Annotated in this window: 16 protein-coding genes; 11 read left to right on the top strand and 5 right to left on the bottom strand. The window is 65.4% G+C overall.

The annotated features are described in order from the left end of the window. Positions 1–94: 94 nt before the first annotated feature. From IV113_RS00285 to guaD, 6 genes are all read left to right on the top strand, one after another. Positions 95–1,240 (top strand): BMP family ABC transporter substrate-binding protein, encoded by a 1,146-nt coding sequence (locus IV113_RS00285; RefSeq protein ID WP_291079672.1) that lies wholly within the window; start codon positions 95–97, stop codon positions 1,238–1,240. 69 nt (positions 1,241–1,309) lie between these two features. Beyond that, complete coding sequence (locus IV113_RS00280) at positions 1,310–2,323, top strand: aromatic ring-hydroxylating dioxygenase subunit alpha (RefSeq protein WP_291079670.1); 1,014 nt, start codon at positions 1,310–1,312, stop codon at positions 2,321–2,323. Between the two features lie 10 nt (positions 2,324–2,333). Further along, positions 2,334–3,347: an adenosine deaminase gene (locus tag IV113_RS00275; protein WP_291079668.1), complete on the top strand. Its 1,014-nt coding sequence runs from the start codon at positions 2,334–2,336 to the stop codon at positions 3,345–3,347. A gap of 89 nt (positions 3,348–3,436) precedes the next feature. Next, on the top strand, positions 3,437–4,564 hold the full coding sequence (locus tag IV113_RS00270) for a Fic family protein (protein ID WP_291079666.1): 1,128 nt from the start codon (positions 3,437–3,439) through the stop codon (positions 4,562–4,564). Positions 4,565–4,647: 83 nt separating this feature from the next. Continuing rightward, positions 4,648–5,742, top strand: coding sequence for a BMP family ABC transporter substrate-binding protein (locus IV113_RS00265; RefSeq protein ID WP_291079664.1), 1,095 nt, complete (start codon positions 4,648–4,650; stop codon positions 5,740–5,742). A gap of 55 nt (positions 5,743–5,797) precedes the next feature. Beyond that, entirely contained in the window at positions 5,798–7,078 is a 1,281-nt protein-coding gene (gene guaD, locus IV113_RS00260) for a guanine deaminase (RefSeq protein ID WP_291079662.1), read from the top strand. Positions 7,079–7,090: 12 nt separating this feature from the next. On the opposite strand, the gene IV113_RS00255 is transcribed toward guaD, so the two are convergent. Genes IV113_RS00255 through IV113_RS00240 form a run of 4 tightly spaced genes read right to left on the bottom strand, consistent with a single transcriptional unit; the run spans position 7,091 to position 11,052 of the window. Next, entirely contained in the window at positions 7,091–8,089 is a 999-nt protein-coding gene (locus IV113_RS00255; RefSeq protein WP_291079660.1) for a cytochrome d ubiquinol oxidase subunit II, read from the bottom strand. Positions 8,090–8,091: 2 nt separating this feature from the next. Further along, on the bottom strand, positions 8,092–9,459 hold the full coding sequence (locus IV113_RS00250) for a cytochrome ubiquinol oxidase subunit I (RefSeq protein WP_291079658.1): 1,368 nt from the start codon (positions 9,457–9,459) through the stop codon (positions 8,092–8,094). 39 nt (positions 9,460–9,498) lie between these two features. Next, positions 9,499–10,101: a GbsR/MarR family transcriptional regulator gene (locus IV113_RS00245; RefSeq protein ID WP_291079656.1), complete on the bottom strand. Its 603-nt coding sequence runs from the start codon at positions 10,099–10,101 to the stop codon at positions 9,499–9,501. A gap of 39 nt (positions 10,102–10,140) precedes the next feature. Continuing rightward, positions 10,141–11,052 (bottom strand): LysR family transcriptional regulator, encoded by a 912-nt coding sequence (locus IV113_RS00240; RefSeq protein ID WP_291079654.1) that lies wholly within the window; start codon positions 11,050–11,052, stop codon positions 10,141–10,143. A gap of 91 nt (positions 11,053–11,143) precedes the next feature. On the opposite strand from IV113_RS00240, the gene IV113_RS00235 reads away from it, so the two are divergent. The 4 genes from IV113_RS00235 (at position 11,144) to IV113_RS00220 (ending at position 14,771) form a co-directional block, all read left to right on the top strand. Then, positions 11,144–11,542 carry a nuclear transport factor 2 family protein gene (locus IV113_RS00235; RefSeq protein WP_291079652.1) on the top strand — a complete coding sequence of 133 codons (399 nt, stop codon included), beginning with the start codon at positions 11,144–11,146 and terminating at the stop codon, positions 11,540–11,542. 42 nt (positions 11,543–11,584) lie between these two features. Beyond that, complete coding sequence (gene dcd / locus IV113_RS00230; protein ID WP_291079650.1) at positions 11,585–12,157, top strand: dCTP deaminase; 573 nt, start codon at positions 11,585–11,587, stop codon at positions 12,155–12,157. Positions 12,158–12,286: 129 nt separating this feature from the next. Then, on the top strand, positions 12,287–13,174 hold the full coding sequence (locus IV113_RS00225; protein WP_291079648.1) for a neutral zinc metallopeptidase: 888 nt from the start codon (positions 12,287–12,289) through the stop codon (positions 13,172–13,174). A gap of 76 nt (positions 13,175–13,250) precedes the next feature. After that, positions 13,251–14,771, top strand: coding sequence for a DEAD/DEAH box helicase (locus IV113_RS00220; protein ID WP_291079646.1), 1,521 nt, complete (start codon positions 13,251–13,253; stop codon positions 14,769–14,771). A 15-nt stretch (positions 14,772–14,786) separates the two neighbouring features. Here IV113_RS00220 and IV113_RS00215 read toward each other — a convergent pair whose 3' ends face one another. After that, positions 14,787–15,626 (bottom strand): symmetrical bis(5'-nucleosyl)-tetraphosphatase, encoded by an 840-nt coding sequence (locus IV113_RS00215; RefSeq protein ID WP_291079644.1) that lies wholly within the window; start codon positions 15,624–15,626, stop codon positions 14,787–14,789. 9 nt (positions 15,627–15,635) lie between these two features. Here IV113_RS00215 and IV113_RS00210 point away from each other — a divergent pair, with 9 nt between their 5' ends. Further along, positions 15,636–16,946 (top strand): hemolysin family protein, encoded by a 1,311-nt coding sequence (locus IV113_RS00210; protein WP_291079642.1) that lies wholly within the window; start codon positions 15,636–15,638, stop codon positions 16,944–16,946. The last annotated feature ends 26 nt before the right edge of the window (positions 16,947–16,972 follow it).

Here is a 16,972-nt window from a genome sequence, read left to right as displayed (position 1 = left end):
GCCTGTGCAGATACCCTACGGGGTTCGGCTGAACTGGCAGTCTCTTTCCGCTTCCGTTTCCGTTCCACCACCCTCCCAACCCTGAGGTTCATCCATGACAGATTTGAGCAAACGTTCCCTGATGAAGGTCGCCGCACTGACCGCCCTGGCCAGCGCCGCGCTGATCGGCTGCGGCAAGAAGGAAGAAGTCGCGCCCGCACCGGCACCAGCCCCTGCTGTGGCCGAAGCGCCCAAGGCAGCGCCGCTGAAGATTGCGTTTGCCTACGTCGGACCCGTGGGTGATGGCGGCTGGACGTTTGCCCACGACAACGGCCGCAAGGCGGTTGAAAAAGAGTTTGGTGACAAGGTCGTCACCAGCTTCGTGGAGAACGTGCCCGAGAGCGCCGACGCCGAGCGCGTGATCCGCGATCTGGCCGGCCAAGGCAACAAGCTGATCTTTGGCACCACCTTCGGCTACATGGAGCCCATGCTCAAGGTGGCGCCCGACTTCAAGGACGTGAAGTTCGAGCACGCCACCGGCTACAAGACCGCCGAGAACTTGCGCACCTACGACAGCCGCACCTACGAAGGCGCGTACATGGCCGGCGTGATTGCAGGCAGCATGACCAAGAGCAACAAGCTCGGCATCGTGGCATCGATCCCAATTCCTGAAGTGATCCGCAACATCAACAGCTTCACCATGGGCGCGCAGTCGGTGAACCCCAAGGTCACGACCAGCGTGGTCTGGGTCAACGGCTGGTTCGATCCACCGAAGGAAACCGAAGCCGCGACCTCGCTGATCAACGGCGGCGCCGATGTTCTGTTCCAGAACACCGATTCGTCGGCCGTGCTGCAGACCGCCGAGAAGCTGGGCAAGCGCGCCTTCGGCTGGGATTCCGACATGACCGCCTACGGCCCCAAGGCCCACCTGGGTTCGGCCGTCATCAACTGGGCGCCGTACTACATCAAGGCCACCAAGGACGCGCTGGAAGGCACCTGGTCCACCGGTGGCGTGTGGTGGGGCGTGAAGGAGGGTGCGATCGACATGGTCTCTGTGGCCGCAGACGTGCCTGCTGAAGTCAAGGCCAAGGTCGACACCATCCGCGCCGGCTTGAAGGACGGCAGCTTCTCCATCTGGAAGGGCCCGATCGTGGGTCAGGACGGCAAGGAAGTGCTGGCCAAGGACGTGGTCGCCGACGACAAGTTTCTCGGTGGCGTGAAGTTCTATGTCAAAGGCGTTGAAGGCAAAGTCCCCAACTGAGGTCGGCTCCGCCGCGCTCTGGAAAAGAAAGCCGCCTCCGGGCGGCTTTCTTGTTTGAATGAGACCCTCATGATCGAACAGCAACTCTGGCATCCCGTGATCGCCTCAAATCAGGTGCGTGAAGCGCCCGTGGCCTGCGGGCTGCTCGGGCAGCCGTTGGTGCTGTGGCGTGAACACACGCATGACGCAGACCGGGTGCACGCCTGGGTTGACCAATGCCCGCACCGCGGCGCACGGCTCTCGATGGGCCGCGTGTTGATCGGTCTGCACGGCGCCCGCCTGGAGTGCCCGTACCACGGCTGGCAGTTCGGTCACAACGGCCGGTGCCTGCACATCCCCTCAGCGCCCGATTTCACGCCGCCCGCCGGCCATGTGGCGACGGTGTTCGAGGCGCGTGAGCGTTTCGGGCTCGTGTGGGTGCGGCTTGAGGTGCCGCAACCCTCGCGCGGCGCGCTCGATGAACCACCCGTGTTCGCCGTTGGGGAAGACCCCGCATGGCGACGCGTCGTCTGCGGCCCCTACGAACTCAACACCAGCGCGCCACGCCTGGTGGAAAACTTCCTGGACCTCAGCCATTTCGGCTTCGTGCACGAAGGCTGGTTGGGCGAACGCAGCCACGCGCAGGTGGAGATCGGCCGCGTGGAGGAGGGTGCTGACGGGCTGCTGGTGGCGGGTGCGCGCGCCTGGCAACCCCGCGCCTACGCCGGCGCCGACGAGGGCGCGTGGATCGACTACCGCTACGACGTGCCACATCCTTTCGGCGCCATCCTGCGCAAGGACGCCAGCGCAGGCGACCCGGTGAGCAATGCGATCGCGCTCTTCATCCGCCCGAACAGCGACACGGCGTGCACCGCCTGGTTCGTGATGGCCACCCAGGGCGACACGTCGAGCGACAAGGAATTGGTCGATTTCCAGGACACGGTGTTTGCGCAGGACCGCCCCGTGGTGGAATCGCAGACGCCGCGCACCCTGCCCATCGGCCGCACCGCGCCAGTCACCGAGGTGCACGGGCCCGCCGACCGGGTGTCGAGCGCCTACCGCCGCTATCTGAAACGCCTTGAGATCTCCTTGGGGACTTGTTGAAAGCATTGACATGACCACGACCGCCGCCGAACTCGCCGCCGCCATCCCCAAGGCTGAGCTGCACATCCACATCGAGGGCTCGCTGGAGCCCGAGCTGATCTTCGCGCTGGCGCAGCGCAACGGCCTGAGCCTGCCGTACTCGAGCGTGGAAGCGCTGCGCGAGGCCTATGCCTTCACCAACCTGCAGAGTTTTCTGGACATCTACTACGCGGGTGCCAGCGTGCTGCTGCACGAGGCCGATTTCCACGACATGGCCTGGGCTTACTTCCTGCATGCCAAGGCAGACAACGTGGTGCACGCCGAACTCTTCTTCGACCCCCAGACCCACACCGCGCGCGGCGTGCCCATGGCCACCGTGATCCAGGGCCTGTCCAGCGCCTGCGATCGCGCGCAGGCGGAGCTGGGCATCAGTGCTTCGTTGATCCTGTGTTTCCTGCGCCACCTCAGTGAAGAAGAGGCGTTTGCCACGCTCGAAGCCGCGCTGCCTTACCGCAAGCACTTCATTGGTGTGGGGCTGGATTCGAGCGAGGTCGGCCACCCGCCAGCGAAGTTCTCGCGCGTGTTCGCGCGCTGTCGGGAACTGGGGCTGCGCATCGTCGCCCACGCGGGCGAAGAAGGTCCGCCGGCCTACATCTGGGAAGCGCTCAACGATCTGAAGACCGAACGCATCGACCACGGCGTGCGCTCGCTCGAGGACCCGGCGCTGGTGGCCGAACTGGCGAAGCGCCGCACGCCGCTCACGGTGTGCCCGTTGTCCAACCTCAAGCTCTGCGTGGTCAACGACCTGAAGGACCACCCGATGAAACGCCTGCTCGACGCCGGCCTGTGCGCCACCGTCAACAGCGACGACCCGGCCTACTTCGGCGGCTACATGAACGCGAACTTCGTGCAGACGGTGCAGGCACTCGATCTGTCGCGGGACGACGTGATCACGCTCGCACGCAACAGTTTCGAGGCCAGCTTTGTGAGCGATGCTCGCCGTGCTGAGCTGATGGCCTTGCTGGACGCTGCCATCGCCGCCTGAAGAGGCATGCGGCGAATACGGCCGATATTCGCCGCATTTTATGCGTTGAATGACTTGAGCATTTGCCGCAAGGCAGGCAAAATCGCCGCATGAACAGCGGTGAATACCGGCGCGCCCCGCGCTACATCTGGCAGGCCCCCGAGTGGCCGGCCCTGCACTACGACCTGTCGGCGCTGGCTGCGCCGCTGGCAGAGGTCAGCCGTGCTCAGGGCGTTTTGCTGGGCCGCCTGTCCGACGTGGGCATGGCCCTGCAGGAGCGTGCCAGCCTGGTCGCTCTGACCGACGACGTCGTCAAGACCAGCGCCATCGAAGGAGAGCAGCTAGACGTGTTGTCCGTGCGCTCGTCGGTGGCCCGCCGCCTGGGTGTGGACATCGGCGCGCTGTTGCCGGCGAACCGCCATGTGGATGGTGTGGTCGACATGGTGCTGGATGCCACGCAGCGCAACCAGGAACCGTTGACGGCCGAGCGGCTTTTCGGCTGGCATGCCGCACTGTTTCCCACCGGCTTCGGCAGCCTCACCCGCATCCGTGTGGGCGCCTGGCGCAACGATGCGTCGGGTCCGATGCAGGTGGTCTCCGGACCCGTGCAGCGGCAACGTGTGCACTTCGAGGCTCCGCCAACCGAAAGCCTGTGTGCGGAGATGGACGACTTTCTTGCGTGGGCCAATGCCGCCACGGGAGAACCGGCGGTGATCAAGGCCGGGCTGGCCCACCTGTGGCTGGTGACGGTACACCCGTTCGACGATGGCAACGGCCGCATCGCGCGAGCGGTCGGTGATCTTTTCCTGGCGCGGGGTGACGGCAGCCCGCAGCGCTTCTACAGCCTGTCGGCCCAGATCCAGCGCGAGCGCAAGCGCTACTACGAGGTGCTGGAGCGCACGCAGCGCGGCGACCTGGACGCCACCGAGTGGCTGACCTGGTTTCTATCGACCTTGCTGCGCGCGGTGGAGAGCGCCCACCACACGCTTGACTCGGTGTTGTTCAAGGCACGTTTCTGGCAGTGCTGGGCGCAGACCCCGATGAACGAGCGGCAAGTGGCCATGCTCAACCGCGTGCTGGACGGGTTCGAAGGTCAACTCACCAGTGGAAAGTGGGCGAAGCTGGCAAAGTGTTCGCCCGACACAGCGCTGCGTGATTTGCAGCAACTGCTGGCAACGGGGGTGTTGCGCAAGACGGCAGCGGGTGGTCGCAGCACCGCCTACGAGCTGGTTCATTGAGGGCGGGCTAAAATTCTTCCCTCGCGAGCCCGGTGCTTCCCCGGCTCGCGTTTTCATTCACGGAAGCCATGTAGAGGACCACCATGTACAAAAACCTCGTGGCCCGGTGCGCCTGCGCACTGGCGGCTGCCAGTTTTTCCATTCCCTTTTCCACCCATGCACAGGCCCCGGCACCCACGCCGCTGAAGGCCGCGTTCGTCTATGTCGCACCCCTCACTCCCGCAGGCTGGGTGCGCCAGCACGAGCAGGGGCGTCTGGCGGTGCAGGCCGCGCTGGGCAACCGCGTGGAGACCCGCTTTGTCGAGAACGTGCCCGAAGGGGCGGACGCCGAGCGCGTGATTCGCGACCTGGCGCAGCAGGGCCATCGCATCATCTTCACGCCGAGCTTTGGTTACATGGAGCCCACGCTGAAGGTGGCGCGCGAGTTTCCCGATGTGAAGTTCGAGTCCATCACCGGCTACAAGACCGCGCTCAACGTGGCCACGGCGAATGCGCGCTACTACGAAGGCCGTTACCTGGCTGGTGTGGCCGCGGGGCGCATGGCCACCCAGGCCGGTTATGTGGCCGGCTTTCCCATCCCCGAGGTGATCCAGGGCATCAATGCGTTCACGCTGGGCATGCGTTCGGTCAACCCCAAGGCCACGGTGCGCGTGGTGTTCCTGGGTGAGTGGTTCAACCCGCCGCGCGAGCGCGACGCGGCCATGTCACTCATGAACCAGGGCGCCGAGGTGTTGGCTTTCCACACCGGCTCCACCGCCGTAATGACCGCCGCGCAGGAGCGCGGCAAGCTGGCTGTGGCCTACCACTCCGACATGCGCCAGTTCGGGCCGGATGCGCAGATCGTCGCCGTCACCCACCTGTGGGGCGACTACTACACCCGACGCGTGCAGGCGCTGCTCGACGGCAAGTGGGAGAGCGGCAGCGTGTGGGGTGGCGTGAAGGACGGCATGATCCGCGTCGACGGTTTCGGCAGCAAGGTGCCGACCGCCGTGCGCGACGAGGTGCTGGCGCAACAGGCCGACATGGCTGCTGGCCGGCTGCAGGTGTTTGCCAGCAAGGCCGGCGTGCGCGACAACGAAGGCCGCGTGGCAATTGCCGCCGGGCAGTCGCTCACCGATTCCGAGATCCTGGGCATGAAATGGCTGGCCGAGGGTGTGTTGGCGAAGATGGAGCGATGAATCCCATGCGCGTTTCGGTATGCCGAATTCTGTTTCAGGCACTAAGCTCATTCCCATGAAAGCCTACCGATCCGCCGTCTTGCGTTTTGCCGATGACCAGTCCCCCGTGTTCGAGGCCGATGGCCTGCTGGTCGTGGGGCCGGACGCGAAAGGTCAATCGGTCGTGCGCGCCGTGGGCGACCACGCGGCGTTGATCGGCAACTTTCCCGGCGTGGCCGTGGAAGACCTGCGCGGCAAGATCATCGCACCGGGTTTTGTGGACATGCACATCCACTATCCGCAGACGGATGTGATCGGCGCACCGGCAGCGGGTCTGCTGCCCTGGCTGGAGAACTACACCTTTCCCCACGAGTCACGTTTTCACGACGGCGAACATGCGGGCGAGGTGGCCCGCTTCTTCTTCGACGAACTGGGTCGCCATGGCGTGACCACTGCGCTGACCTTTGCCACCTCGCACCCGGCGTCTGTGAACGCGGCGTTTGATGAAGCGCGGCGACGTGGGCTGCGCTTCATCACCGGCAAGGTGCTGCAGGACCGCCACAGCCCGGACGGTGTGCGCGACGACACCGAACAGAGTCTGATCGACACCGAAGAGTTGATCCAGCGTTGGCACGGCGTGGACCGCTTGGGCTATGCCATCACGCCGCGCTTCGCGCCCACCAGCACGCCGGCGCAGTTGCGTGGAGCGGGAGACCTGGCCGCGAAGTACCCCGACGTGTGGATCCAGTCGCACGTGGCGGAGAACCGTGACGAAGTGCGCTGGGCGGCCGAGCTGTTTCCCGAGGCGCGCAGCTACCTGGGCGTGTACGGCGATTTCGGTCTGCTGCGCAAGCGTGCGGTGTATGCCCACTGCATCCACCTCGATGCCGCCGACCGCGCGCTCATGGCGCAGACCGGCGCGGTGGCGGCGGTGAGCCCCACCAGCAACCTGTTTCTGGGCAGCGGATTTTTTGACTTTGCTGCAGCCGACGCCGCGGGCATGGGCTACGGCCTGGCGAGCGACGTGGGTGGCGGCACCAGTTTTTCGCCATTCCACACCATGCTTGCTGCCTATTGCGTGGGCCGCGAGGGTCAGAGCAAGCAGGGCCTGAGCCTCACGCCGGGCCAGCTCTGGTGGCAACACACGGCGGGTGCTGCGCGCGCGCTGGGGCTGGACGGTGTGGTGGGCAATCTGCAACCCGGGAACGAGGCCGACTTCGTGGTGCTGAATCCCCAGGCCACACCGCTGCTGGCCCGCAAGACTGCCCAGGCCAACAGCCTCGACGAGTTGCTGTTTGCGCTCATCGTGCTGGGCGACGACCGGGTGGTTGAACGCACGGTGATCGCCGGGCGCTGACGATCAGTCGGTTCAGGTGTACGTGAGATCTCTGGCCTTGCCCCAGAACACCCGGTACATGAAGATCGTGTAGACGATGATCACCGGCAGCGTGATCGCCACGCCGATGAAGACCACGGTGAGCGACTCGGTGCTGATGGCCGCTTCCCACACCGTCATGCGCCCGATCACGATGTCCGGGTAGATGCTGTACGACAGGCCGAAGAAGGCCAGCACGAAGATCAACACCGTGGACGCGAACACCACCCAGCCGTAGCCCGCCTTCACCACCTCGGGATGGGTCACCACCCAACGCACGGCAAAGAAGGCGATCGCACAACTGAGCGGCACCGGCAAGAGCGCGAACACCTCGGGAACACCAAACCACTTCTGCACCACCCCCGGGTTCACCAGCGGGGTGGCTGCCGAGATGGCCACCAACGCCGCGCCCATGGGCCAGAGCACGCGCCGCGCCCAGGTCACTGCGCGCTCTTGCAGTTCGCCCTCGGTCTTCATGATCAACCAGCCCGCACCCAGCAGGACGTAGGCGGCCGGCAGCGTGATCGCAATGCCCAGGCTGAACGCCAGACCGAGAGGGCCTTGCTCGAAGGCGGTGACGTAGCTGCCCAGCATCCAGCCCTGTGCGCTGCTGGCCAGGAGCGAACCGGCAAAGAAGGCCTTGTTCCAGAAGGCCTTGAATTGCAGCGGCGCCTTCACGCGGAAATCAAACGCCACGCCGCGCAGGATCAGGCCGATCAGCATCACGGCCACCGGCAGGTACAGCGCCTGCAGCACCAGCCCATGCGCGAACGGAAAAGCCACCAGCAACACGCCCACACCCAGCACCAGCCAGGTTTCGTTGGCGTCCCAGAACGGGCCGATGCTCGCGATCATGGTGTCCTTCTGCCCCTCGTCGGCCAGGGGCAGCAGCAGGCCCACACCGAGGTCGTAACCATCCAGGATCACGTAGGCCAGCAGGGCCAGACCCATCACGGCGAGGAAGATGAGGGGGAGGAGTTGTGCCCAGGTCATGTTCAGACTCCCGCCTTGCCCAGTGCGGCATTGCTGCCCGGAATCGGTGCGTGCTTGAACGGGTTCTCCGCCATGTACTTGAGCACGCCCACGTAGGTGATGAGCAGCAGGCCGTAGACGATGAGGTAGGCGGTGAGCGTCAGCGCGATCATGGGCGGTGCGATGTGCGTGGCCACCTCGCTGGTGCGCAGCAGGCCGTACACCATGAAGGGCTGGCGACCGATCTCGGTGACGTACCAGCCCGAGAGCGTGGCCACCCAGCCGGAGAAGGTCATGCTCGCCAGCACATACAGCAGTGGCCTGGGCAGGTGCACCTTCCCGTCGTCCAGCGCACGGCGTTGGCGCCACAGTTGCCACGCGGCGAACCACGCCACCGCCAGCATCAGCGAGCCCATGCCCACCATCACGCGGAAAGCCCAGAACACGGGTGCCACCGGTGGGTGTGCGCCGGGGAATTCGTTGATGCCCTTGATCTCGGCGTTGGCGTCGTGCGCCAGGATCAGGCTGGCGAGCTTGGGGATCTTGATCGCGTAGTGCGTCTCGCCGGCCTTCTCGTCGGGGATGCCGAACAGCGTGAGGGGCGCGCTTTTTTCGGTTTTCCAGATGCCTTCCATGGCGGCGATCTTGGCGGGCTGGTGCTCCAGCGTGTTCAGGCCGTGCAGGTCGCCGGCGACGAACTGGATCGGGATCACCAGCGCGGCGGCCACCAGAGCGGTGCGCATGGCTTTGTGCGTGCCGGCGGTGGCGCTGCCCTTGATGAGTTGCCAGGCGCACAGCCCGGCAATCAGGAACGAGGCGGTGAGCGCCGAGGCCAACAGCTTGTGGGCGAAGCGGTAGGGGAAGGAGGGGTTGAACACCACGGCGAACCAGTCGGTGGCATGGAACTGGCCGTTGATGATCTCAAAGCCGGCCGGGGTCTGCAGCCACGAGTTGAGGCTCAGGATCCAGAACGCCGACATGGTGGTGCCGAAGGCCACCAGGAAGGTGGCTGCAAGGTGCACCCGCTCCGAGACTCGCCCGCGGCCGAACAACATGATGCCCAGGAAGCTGGCTTCCAGGAAAAACGCGGTGAGCACTTCATAGCCCAGCAGTGGGCCCGAAATGTTGCCGGTCTTCTCCATGAAGCCGGGCCAGTTGGTGCCGAACTGGAAGCTCATCACGATGCCCGAGACCACGCCGAGCGCAAAGGTCAGCGCGAACACCTTGGTCCAGAAGTAGTAGGCCTCTTCCCATGCCGGATCACGTGTCTTGATGAAGCGCAGCCGGAAGAACAACAGGAACCAGCACATCGCGATGGTGATGGTCGGGAACAGGATGTGAAAGCTGATGTTGGCTGCGAACTGCAGGCGCGACAGGATCAAGGCGTCCATGGGGATGTCCGGTGCGGGTGAATCGGAGGGCGTTGGCGCTCAGGCCGCGTGGTCGAGCGGATCTTTTGGTGGCGCCTTGCGCGCAGGCGATTTGCCCGTGAGCCGGTCCTTGAATTCGAGCACCTTGGTGACCGTGGTGCCCATGCCCATGAGTTGCATCGCGGTCTCGGGGGCGAGTTTCTGCACGTCGTCGAACCAGGTCATGAGGCGGTCGATCAGATCGTGCATCTCGCGCATGCGGGCCTGCGCGTGGCGCTCGGCGTCGCTGCCGGCTTGCTCCAGCAGGGCGGTGCGCAGCATCGACAACGTGGGCTCCACCTCGCGGCGGCGGCGCTCTTCGGCCAGCACGCGAAAGATTTCCCACACGTCGGCCGGCGCCTCGAAATACTCACGCCGGTCGCCCGGCTGGTGGCGCAGGCGCACCAGGCGCCAGGCCTGCAGCTCCTTCAAGCCCATGCTCACGTTGGAGCGCGAGAACTCCAGCGTTTCGGCAATGTCGTCGGCGTTGAGCGCCTGCGGCGAGATGAAGAGCAGGGCGTAGATCTGGCCCACGGTGCGGTTGATACCCCATTTGCTGCCCATTTCCCCGAAGTGGGCAACGAACTCGCGGTTGAGTGGGGGGAGGTGGTCTTGCAGCGGCATGGGCATCACTGTACCTTTGCCGACTTGAGTTTTCAGTAATTACTGAAATTCCGGGAAGTTCGCGGGGTTATCCGAAGGGGTGGCGATGGAGGCCAGGGCTTTCAGCGCAGCCAGGACGGGCTGAAGGTCTCGCCTTGGCCGCGCTGGTGCGAACAGGTGTACCTCGTAGCGTGGCAAGGTTTCGCGGATGCGGATGGGTTTCAACACGCCGTCCAGCAGAGCGTCGTGGGTGATCACGCACAGCAGGTCGCTGTGGCCCACCATGTGCAGGAGCGCGGCGTGGTCGGGGCAGGTCACCGTCACCCGGGGCGGCGGCAGCCGGCGCACGGCGTGGGCTTCCAGCAGCACGTTCACCGGACCACTCACGCTGGGGCCCACGATCGCCCATGGTGCGCCTTGCAGCTCGTCCAGCGATCGCGCCGACCCCAGCGGATGGCCCCGGCGGGCGCAGACCACCGGCGCGCTCAGGTACAGCGGGTACCGGTTCACGCCGCTGGGTTGGTAGGTGCGCGGCAGCGGCGCAATCACCAGATCGAGCCCGCCGCCCTGGAGCGAGGCCAGCATGCGCCCCTCATCGGCGGTGGACACCTGGAGTTGGCGACGCGCAGAGGCCTGGCGCCAGGTGGCGTCGATGGTCGGGCCGTAGAGCCTGAGACCCGCAGCCGTCATTCCCACGCGCAGGATGTTCCGGTCGGCGGATGGAGCTTGGGGCCGCGACAGCGCAGCGAGCCCTTGCTCAATGCCGTGCGCCTGCAGACTGGCGCGCAGCGCGGTCTCGGTGGGACTCTTGTTGCGCCCCGACGGGGTGAACAGCGGCGTATCGAACTCGCGCTGCAGCACGCGCAGGCCGTGGCTGATGGCGGGTTGCGAGACGCCAGCGACGCGGGCCGCGGCGGCAAAGCTGCCGTGGTCCACGACCAGACGAAGGTAATACAGGTAGCGAAGATTCATCAACGTTGTTTATGTGTTGGCCAACATTGTGTCTTGCCTGTGCGCAAGGCGCCGCCAACAATGCGGACCATCTTGTTTGAAGGAGCACGCCGTGAACTCACCCCAGCTCGACACCATCCGCGCCTACTTGCGCTGCCTGCACGAGAGCGACACCGCCGGGCTGGTGGCACTGTTCGAACCCGATGGGATGGTGAACTCGCCCTTTCTCGGTGAGATGAAGGCACGCGATTTTTTCCCCAAGCTGGCGCAGGCCTCCAGCCAGAGCGTCATCACGCTGATCGACCTGTTCGCCTCGGTTCTGACTGGTACCGACAGCACGCGCGTGGCGGCCTACTTCCGCTACGACTGGACGCTCAAGGACGGGCGGGTGGTGGATTTCGTCTGCGTCGACGTGTTCGGCTTTCGCGCCGGCAGCGACCGCATCGCCACCATGCACATCGTCTACGACACGCACCCGCTGCGCGAACAGGTGGGCGACAAGTACGCCTGAGCGCCTGCGGCCAGCAGGCCGAGTTCCCTACAATGCGCCTCCATGAGCATCAAAAGCGACAAATGGATCCGCCGCATGGCCGAAGAACACGGCCTGATTTCACCGTTCGAGCCTGGACAGGTGCGGACGGTGGACGGCAAGAAGGTGATCAGCTACGGGACCAGCAGCTATGGGTACGACATTCGATGCGCACCCGAATTCAAGGTGTTCACCAACATCCACAGCACGGTGGTCGACCCGAAAAACTTCGACGAGAACAGTTTCGTCGACATCAACAAGGATGTTTGCGTCATCCCGCCCAACAGCTTCGCGCTGGCGCGCACCATGGAGTACTTCCGCATCCCGCGCAATGTGCTCACCATCTGCCTGGGGAAGAGCACCTACGCGCGCTGCGGCATCATCGTCAACGTGACCCCCTTCGAGCCCGAATGGGAAGGCTACGTGACGCTGGAGTTCAGCAACACCACGCCATTGCCGGCCAAGATCTATGCCGGTGAAGGCTGCGCCCAGGTGCTGTTTTTCGAGAGCGACAAGGACGACGTGTGCGAGGTCAGCTACAAGGACCGCGGCGGCAAGTACCAGGGACAGACCGGCGTCACGCTGCCCAAAGCCTGAGCTGCTGGCCCTTGAAGCAGGCCAAGCGACGGTGTGGGCATGCCGGTGCCTGCCAGACGGGCATCGCCTGAGGCCCGGCCGCCCGGATAATGGGCCGCGCAGCGACTCCCGCTGCCCAGGAGACGCAGCATGAAATGGGAAAACAACCGTGAGTCCGACCAAGTCGAGGACCGGCGCTCGCAACCAGGCGGTGGGTTCGGGGGTGGCCGGGGTATCGGTGGGCGCGGTATCGGCGTGGGCACCATCGCCGTGGCCCTGGTGGCCGGCTGGATCTTCGGCATCAATCCCCTGACCATCCTCGGGGCGCTCAGCGGCGGTGATATGTCGCCGCCTGCCCAGGTGGAAACCACCCAAGGCCCGACGCAGGCACCCACCGACGACATGGGCCGCTTTGTGGCCTCGGTGCTGGGCGGCACCGAAGACGTGTGGGGCCCCATGTTCCAACAAGCTGGGTCGACCTACCAGAAGCCGCGCCTGGTGCTGTTTCGCGGCGCCACGCCCACGGCCTGCGGCACCGGCCAAGCGGCCATGGGGCCGTTTTATTGCCCGGGTGACCAGAAGGTCTACATCGACCTCGCTTTCTACGACACGCTGCGCACCAAGCTCGGCGCCCCCGGCGACTTCGCGCAGGCCTATGTGATCGCGCACGAAGTGGGTCACCACGTGCAGAACCTGCTGGGCATCACCGGCAAGATGGACGAGATGCGCGGCAAGGTGAGCCAACGCGAATTCAACGCCATGTCGGTGCGCGTCGAGCTGCAGGCCGACTGTTTTGCAGGCATCTGGGCGCACCACAACCAGAAAACCGGCGCCATTCTGGAGCCGGGCGACGTGGAGGAAGCCATGAATGCCGCCGCGGCTATCGGCGACGATGCCTTGCAGCGCAAGAGCCAGGGTCAGGTCGTGCCCGACAGCTTCACCCATGGCACCAGCGAGCAGCGGCAACGCTGGTTCAACAGCGGCCTCAAGTCGGGCAGCGTTCAGTCCTGCGACACGTTCAAAGCCGCTGCGCTCTGAGCGTCTTCCCGCGTGAGGGGCGCTTTTGGACGAAAAGTCGTCAAAGTGCGACAATGACGGGCTAACTTTGACGCCCATGACCCAATCTTTTTCCGAACTGTCTCTCTCCCCCGCCATTGAGCGTGCCGTGGCCGAAATGGGCTACGAGACCATGACGCCGATCCAGGCGCAGGCGATTCCCGTGGTACTGCAAGGCCGTGACGTGATGGGCGCCGCCCAGACCGGCACCGGCAAGACAGCCGCATTCACGCTGCCCCTGCTGCAGCGCATGATGAAGCACGAGAACGCCTCAACCTCGCCCGCACGCCACCCCGTGCGCGCCCTGGTGCTGCTGCCCACGCGCGAACTGGCCGATCAGGTGGCCGAGCAGGTCAAGCTCTACGCCAAGTACACCCAGCTGCGCAGCATGGTGGTGTTTGGTGGCATGGACATGAAGCCGCAGACGGCCGAGCTGAAAAAGGGCGTCGAGGTGCTGGTGGCCACACCGGGCCGCCTGCTGGACCACATCGAAGCCAAGAACTGCGTGCTCAACCAGGTCGAATACGTGGTGCTGGACGAAGCCGACCGCATGCTCGACATCGGTTTTCTGCCCGACCTCCAGCGCATCCTGTCCTACCTGCCCAAGCAGCGCACCACGCTGCTGTTCTCGGCCACCTTCTCCACCGAGATCAAGCGCCTGGCCGGCAGCTACCTGCAGGACCCGGTGACGATCGAAGTGGCGCGCTCCAATGCCACCGCTTCCACCGTGGAGCAGCATTTCTACAGCGTCGACGACGACGACAAGCGCAGCGTGCTCAAGAAGATCCTCGCCGAGCGCGGCCTCAAGCAGGCCTTCGTGTTTGTCAACAGCAAGCTCGGCTGCGCGCGTCTGGCGCGTTCGCTGGAGCGCGAGGGTCTGAACACCACCGCACTGCATGGCGACAAGAGTCAGGACGAGCGCTTGAAAGCCCTGGAAGCCTTCAAGAGTGGCGCGGTGGATCTGCTGGTCTGCACCGACGTGGCCGCGCGCGGTCTGGACATCAAGGATGTGCCAGCGGTGTTCAACTTCGACATCCCGTTCAACGCCGAAGACTATGTGCACCGCATTGGCCGCACGGGCCGCGCCGGTGCTTCAGGCCTGGCGGTGTCGTTCGTGAGCGCGCGCGACGCGCGCCTGATGGGCGACCTGGAAAAACTGTTGGGCAAAAAGCTCGAACTCGAAGCGCTGGAACTCGAAGCGGACAAACGCCCTGCCGGCCGCTTCAACGATGGCCAGCGCGCCTGGCAGACCCCCGAGGGTGAAGAGCGCCGCGAGCCTCGCGAGAGCCGCCCACCGCGCGAGCGCGAATTCCGCGGCGAATCGCGTGGCGAAGGCCGCACCGCTCCGGTCGGCCACCCCGTGCGCGCGCCCCGCGCACCGGCCGACCCGTTGTTCGACAAACCCTACGAGCCCAGCGTCAGTGGTGACACCCCGCCTTCGTGGGAAGCCGCATCGCGTCCCACGGCGCGCACCGTGTCACCCAACATCAAGTCACGCAAAAAAGTGCCAGCGCTCTTCAAGAGCGCACCGGCACCTGTGGCGGCCGAGCCCGTTCCCGCGCCGGTGCAGGAAGACTGAGCGCTGCCCACGCGCTCAAGTGCCCTTGCCGGGCCTCTGGGCCTGCGTGCAGCGCACGGCGATGCGCTCCACCTGACCTCGTTCGCTCAGGATGCGCGCCGCCGTCAGACAGCCTCCCCACACACATCCCGTGTCCAGCGGCAACACACCGTCGCGGCGCGCCTCACCCAGGGTCGACCAGTGGCCGAACGCCACCGGTATGCCGGCCGTGCGGCGGCCCGGCACGTCGAACCACGGCATGAAGCCCGGCGGTGCGCCATCGGCGCCCTCCTTGGTATCGAATTCCATGACACCCTGTGCCGTGCAGAAGCGCAGCCGCGTGAAGGCATTGACCACCACGCGCAGGCGATCGGCGCCTCGCAGCGAATCGCTCCAGAAAGGAGGCTCGTTGCCATACATCTGTTGCAGGAACGTGGTCCAGTCGGCGCTGCGCAGCACGGACTCGAGCTCGTGGGCTCGTGTCATCGTGTCGGCCACATCCCACTGCGGCAACACGCCGGCGTGCACCATCAACCAGCCGTGTTCGTACAGCGCCATGGGGCGTTGCCGAAGCCAGTCCAGCAAGGCGTCGCGGTCGGGCGCGTCCAGGATGTCGCCCACGGTGTCGTTGCGGTGGGGTTTGCGCACGCCATGCGCGGCGGCCAGCAGATGCAGGTCGTGGTTGCCGAGCAAGCTGTGCGCCGCGCCATCCAGCGCAATGAGCCGGCGCAGAACTTGCAGGGATGCGGGTCCCCGGTTGACCAGATCGCCCAGCAGGTACAGCGTGTCGCGGCTCGGTGAGAAGTCCAGCTCGTCGAGCAGGCGGCCCAGAGGCTCGTCACACCCCTGCACATCCCCAATCATGTAAAGTGCCATCGGCCGATTATGGACATCCTCCTCATTGTTTTCCTCACGCTGCTCAACGGCGCGTTTGCCATGTCCGAGCTGGCACTGGCTTCCAGCCGCAAGGCTCGGCTGGCTGCCATGGCCGAGGCCGGTGACAAGGGTTCCATCACCGCGCTGAAGCTGCTGGAGAACCCCACGCAGTTCCTCTCCTCGGTGCAGGTCGGCATCACCTCCATCGGCATGCTCAACGGCATCGTGGGCGAGGCCGCGTTCAGCGACGATCTGGGTGTGTGGATGCAGTTGCAAGGCCTCACCGCGGCCACGGCCAACATCATGTCCACCGCCATCGTGGTGGTCGTCATCACCTTCATCACCATCGTCTTCGGCGAACTCGTACCCAAGCGCATCGGGCAGCTGTATCCCGAGGCCGTCTCGCGCTGGGTCTCGCGTCCGATGGCCTTCGTGGCCAAGGCCGCCAAGCCTTTCGTGTGGCTGCTCACGCACACCACGCAGTGGATGCTCAAGCTGCTGCGTATCGACACCAACGCTGTGCAGCACGTGACCGAGGAAGAGATCAATGCCAGCCTGGAAGAGGGCGTGGACGCCGGCATCATTGAAGAGCACGAGCACCAGATGGTGCGCAACGTGTTTTTGCTCGACGACCGTCAGCTCACCTCCATCATGGTGCCGCGCTCCGAGATCGAGTGGCTGGACGCGCAGGACAGCATCGACGTGGCGGTGCAGCGTGCCTGGACCACCGGCCACTCCTGGTACCCGGTGTGCCGTGGCGGGCTCGACGACGTGGTGGGCGTCATTCACCTGCCGCGCATGCTGGCGCTGCAGTCCGAGGGCAACAACGAGGCACTGATGCGCCATGTGCAGCCAGCCGTGTTCGTGCCCGAAACGCTCAGCGGCATGGAGCTGCTGGAGCAGTTCCGCGAGCGCGCCACGCGCATGGTGTTCGTGGTCGACGAATACGGGGTGGTGCAGGGCCTGCTCACGCCGCTGGACATGCTGGAGGCCATCACCGGTGAACTCTCGCCGCACGCCGCGGTGGACGCCTGGGCCACACAGCGTGAAGACGGCGCATGGTTGATTGACGGCGCCATGCCCGTGGCCGAACTCAAGTCGCGCCTGGACATCGACGAACTGCCCGACGAGGACAAGGGCCGCTACAACACGGTGGCGGGCCTCATGCAGACGGTGGCGGGCGACTTGCTCGATCAAGCCGACAGCGTGGAGTGCGCGGGTTGGCGTTTCGAGGTGCTGGTGCTCGATGGCCGGCGCATTGACCAAGTGCTGATTTCGCGCTTGCCCGAGGCTGAAACCGCCGTCGAAACCGACGGGTGACACGAAGCGCCTTCCGCATCACCCCG

The sequence above is a fragment of the Hydrogenophaga sp. genome (assembly GCF_018780385.1).
GTDB lineage: Bacteria > Pseudomonadota > Gammaproteobacteria > Burkholderiales > Burkholderiaceae_C > Hydrogenophaga.
Note: the sequence above shows the minus strand (reverse complement) of the source record. Positions and strands in the feature narration are given on the sequence as shown.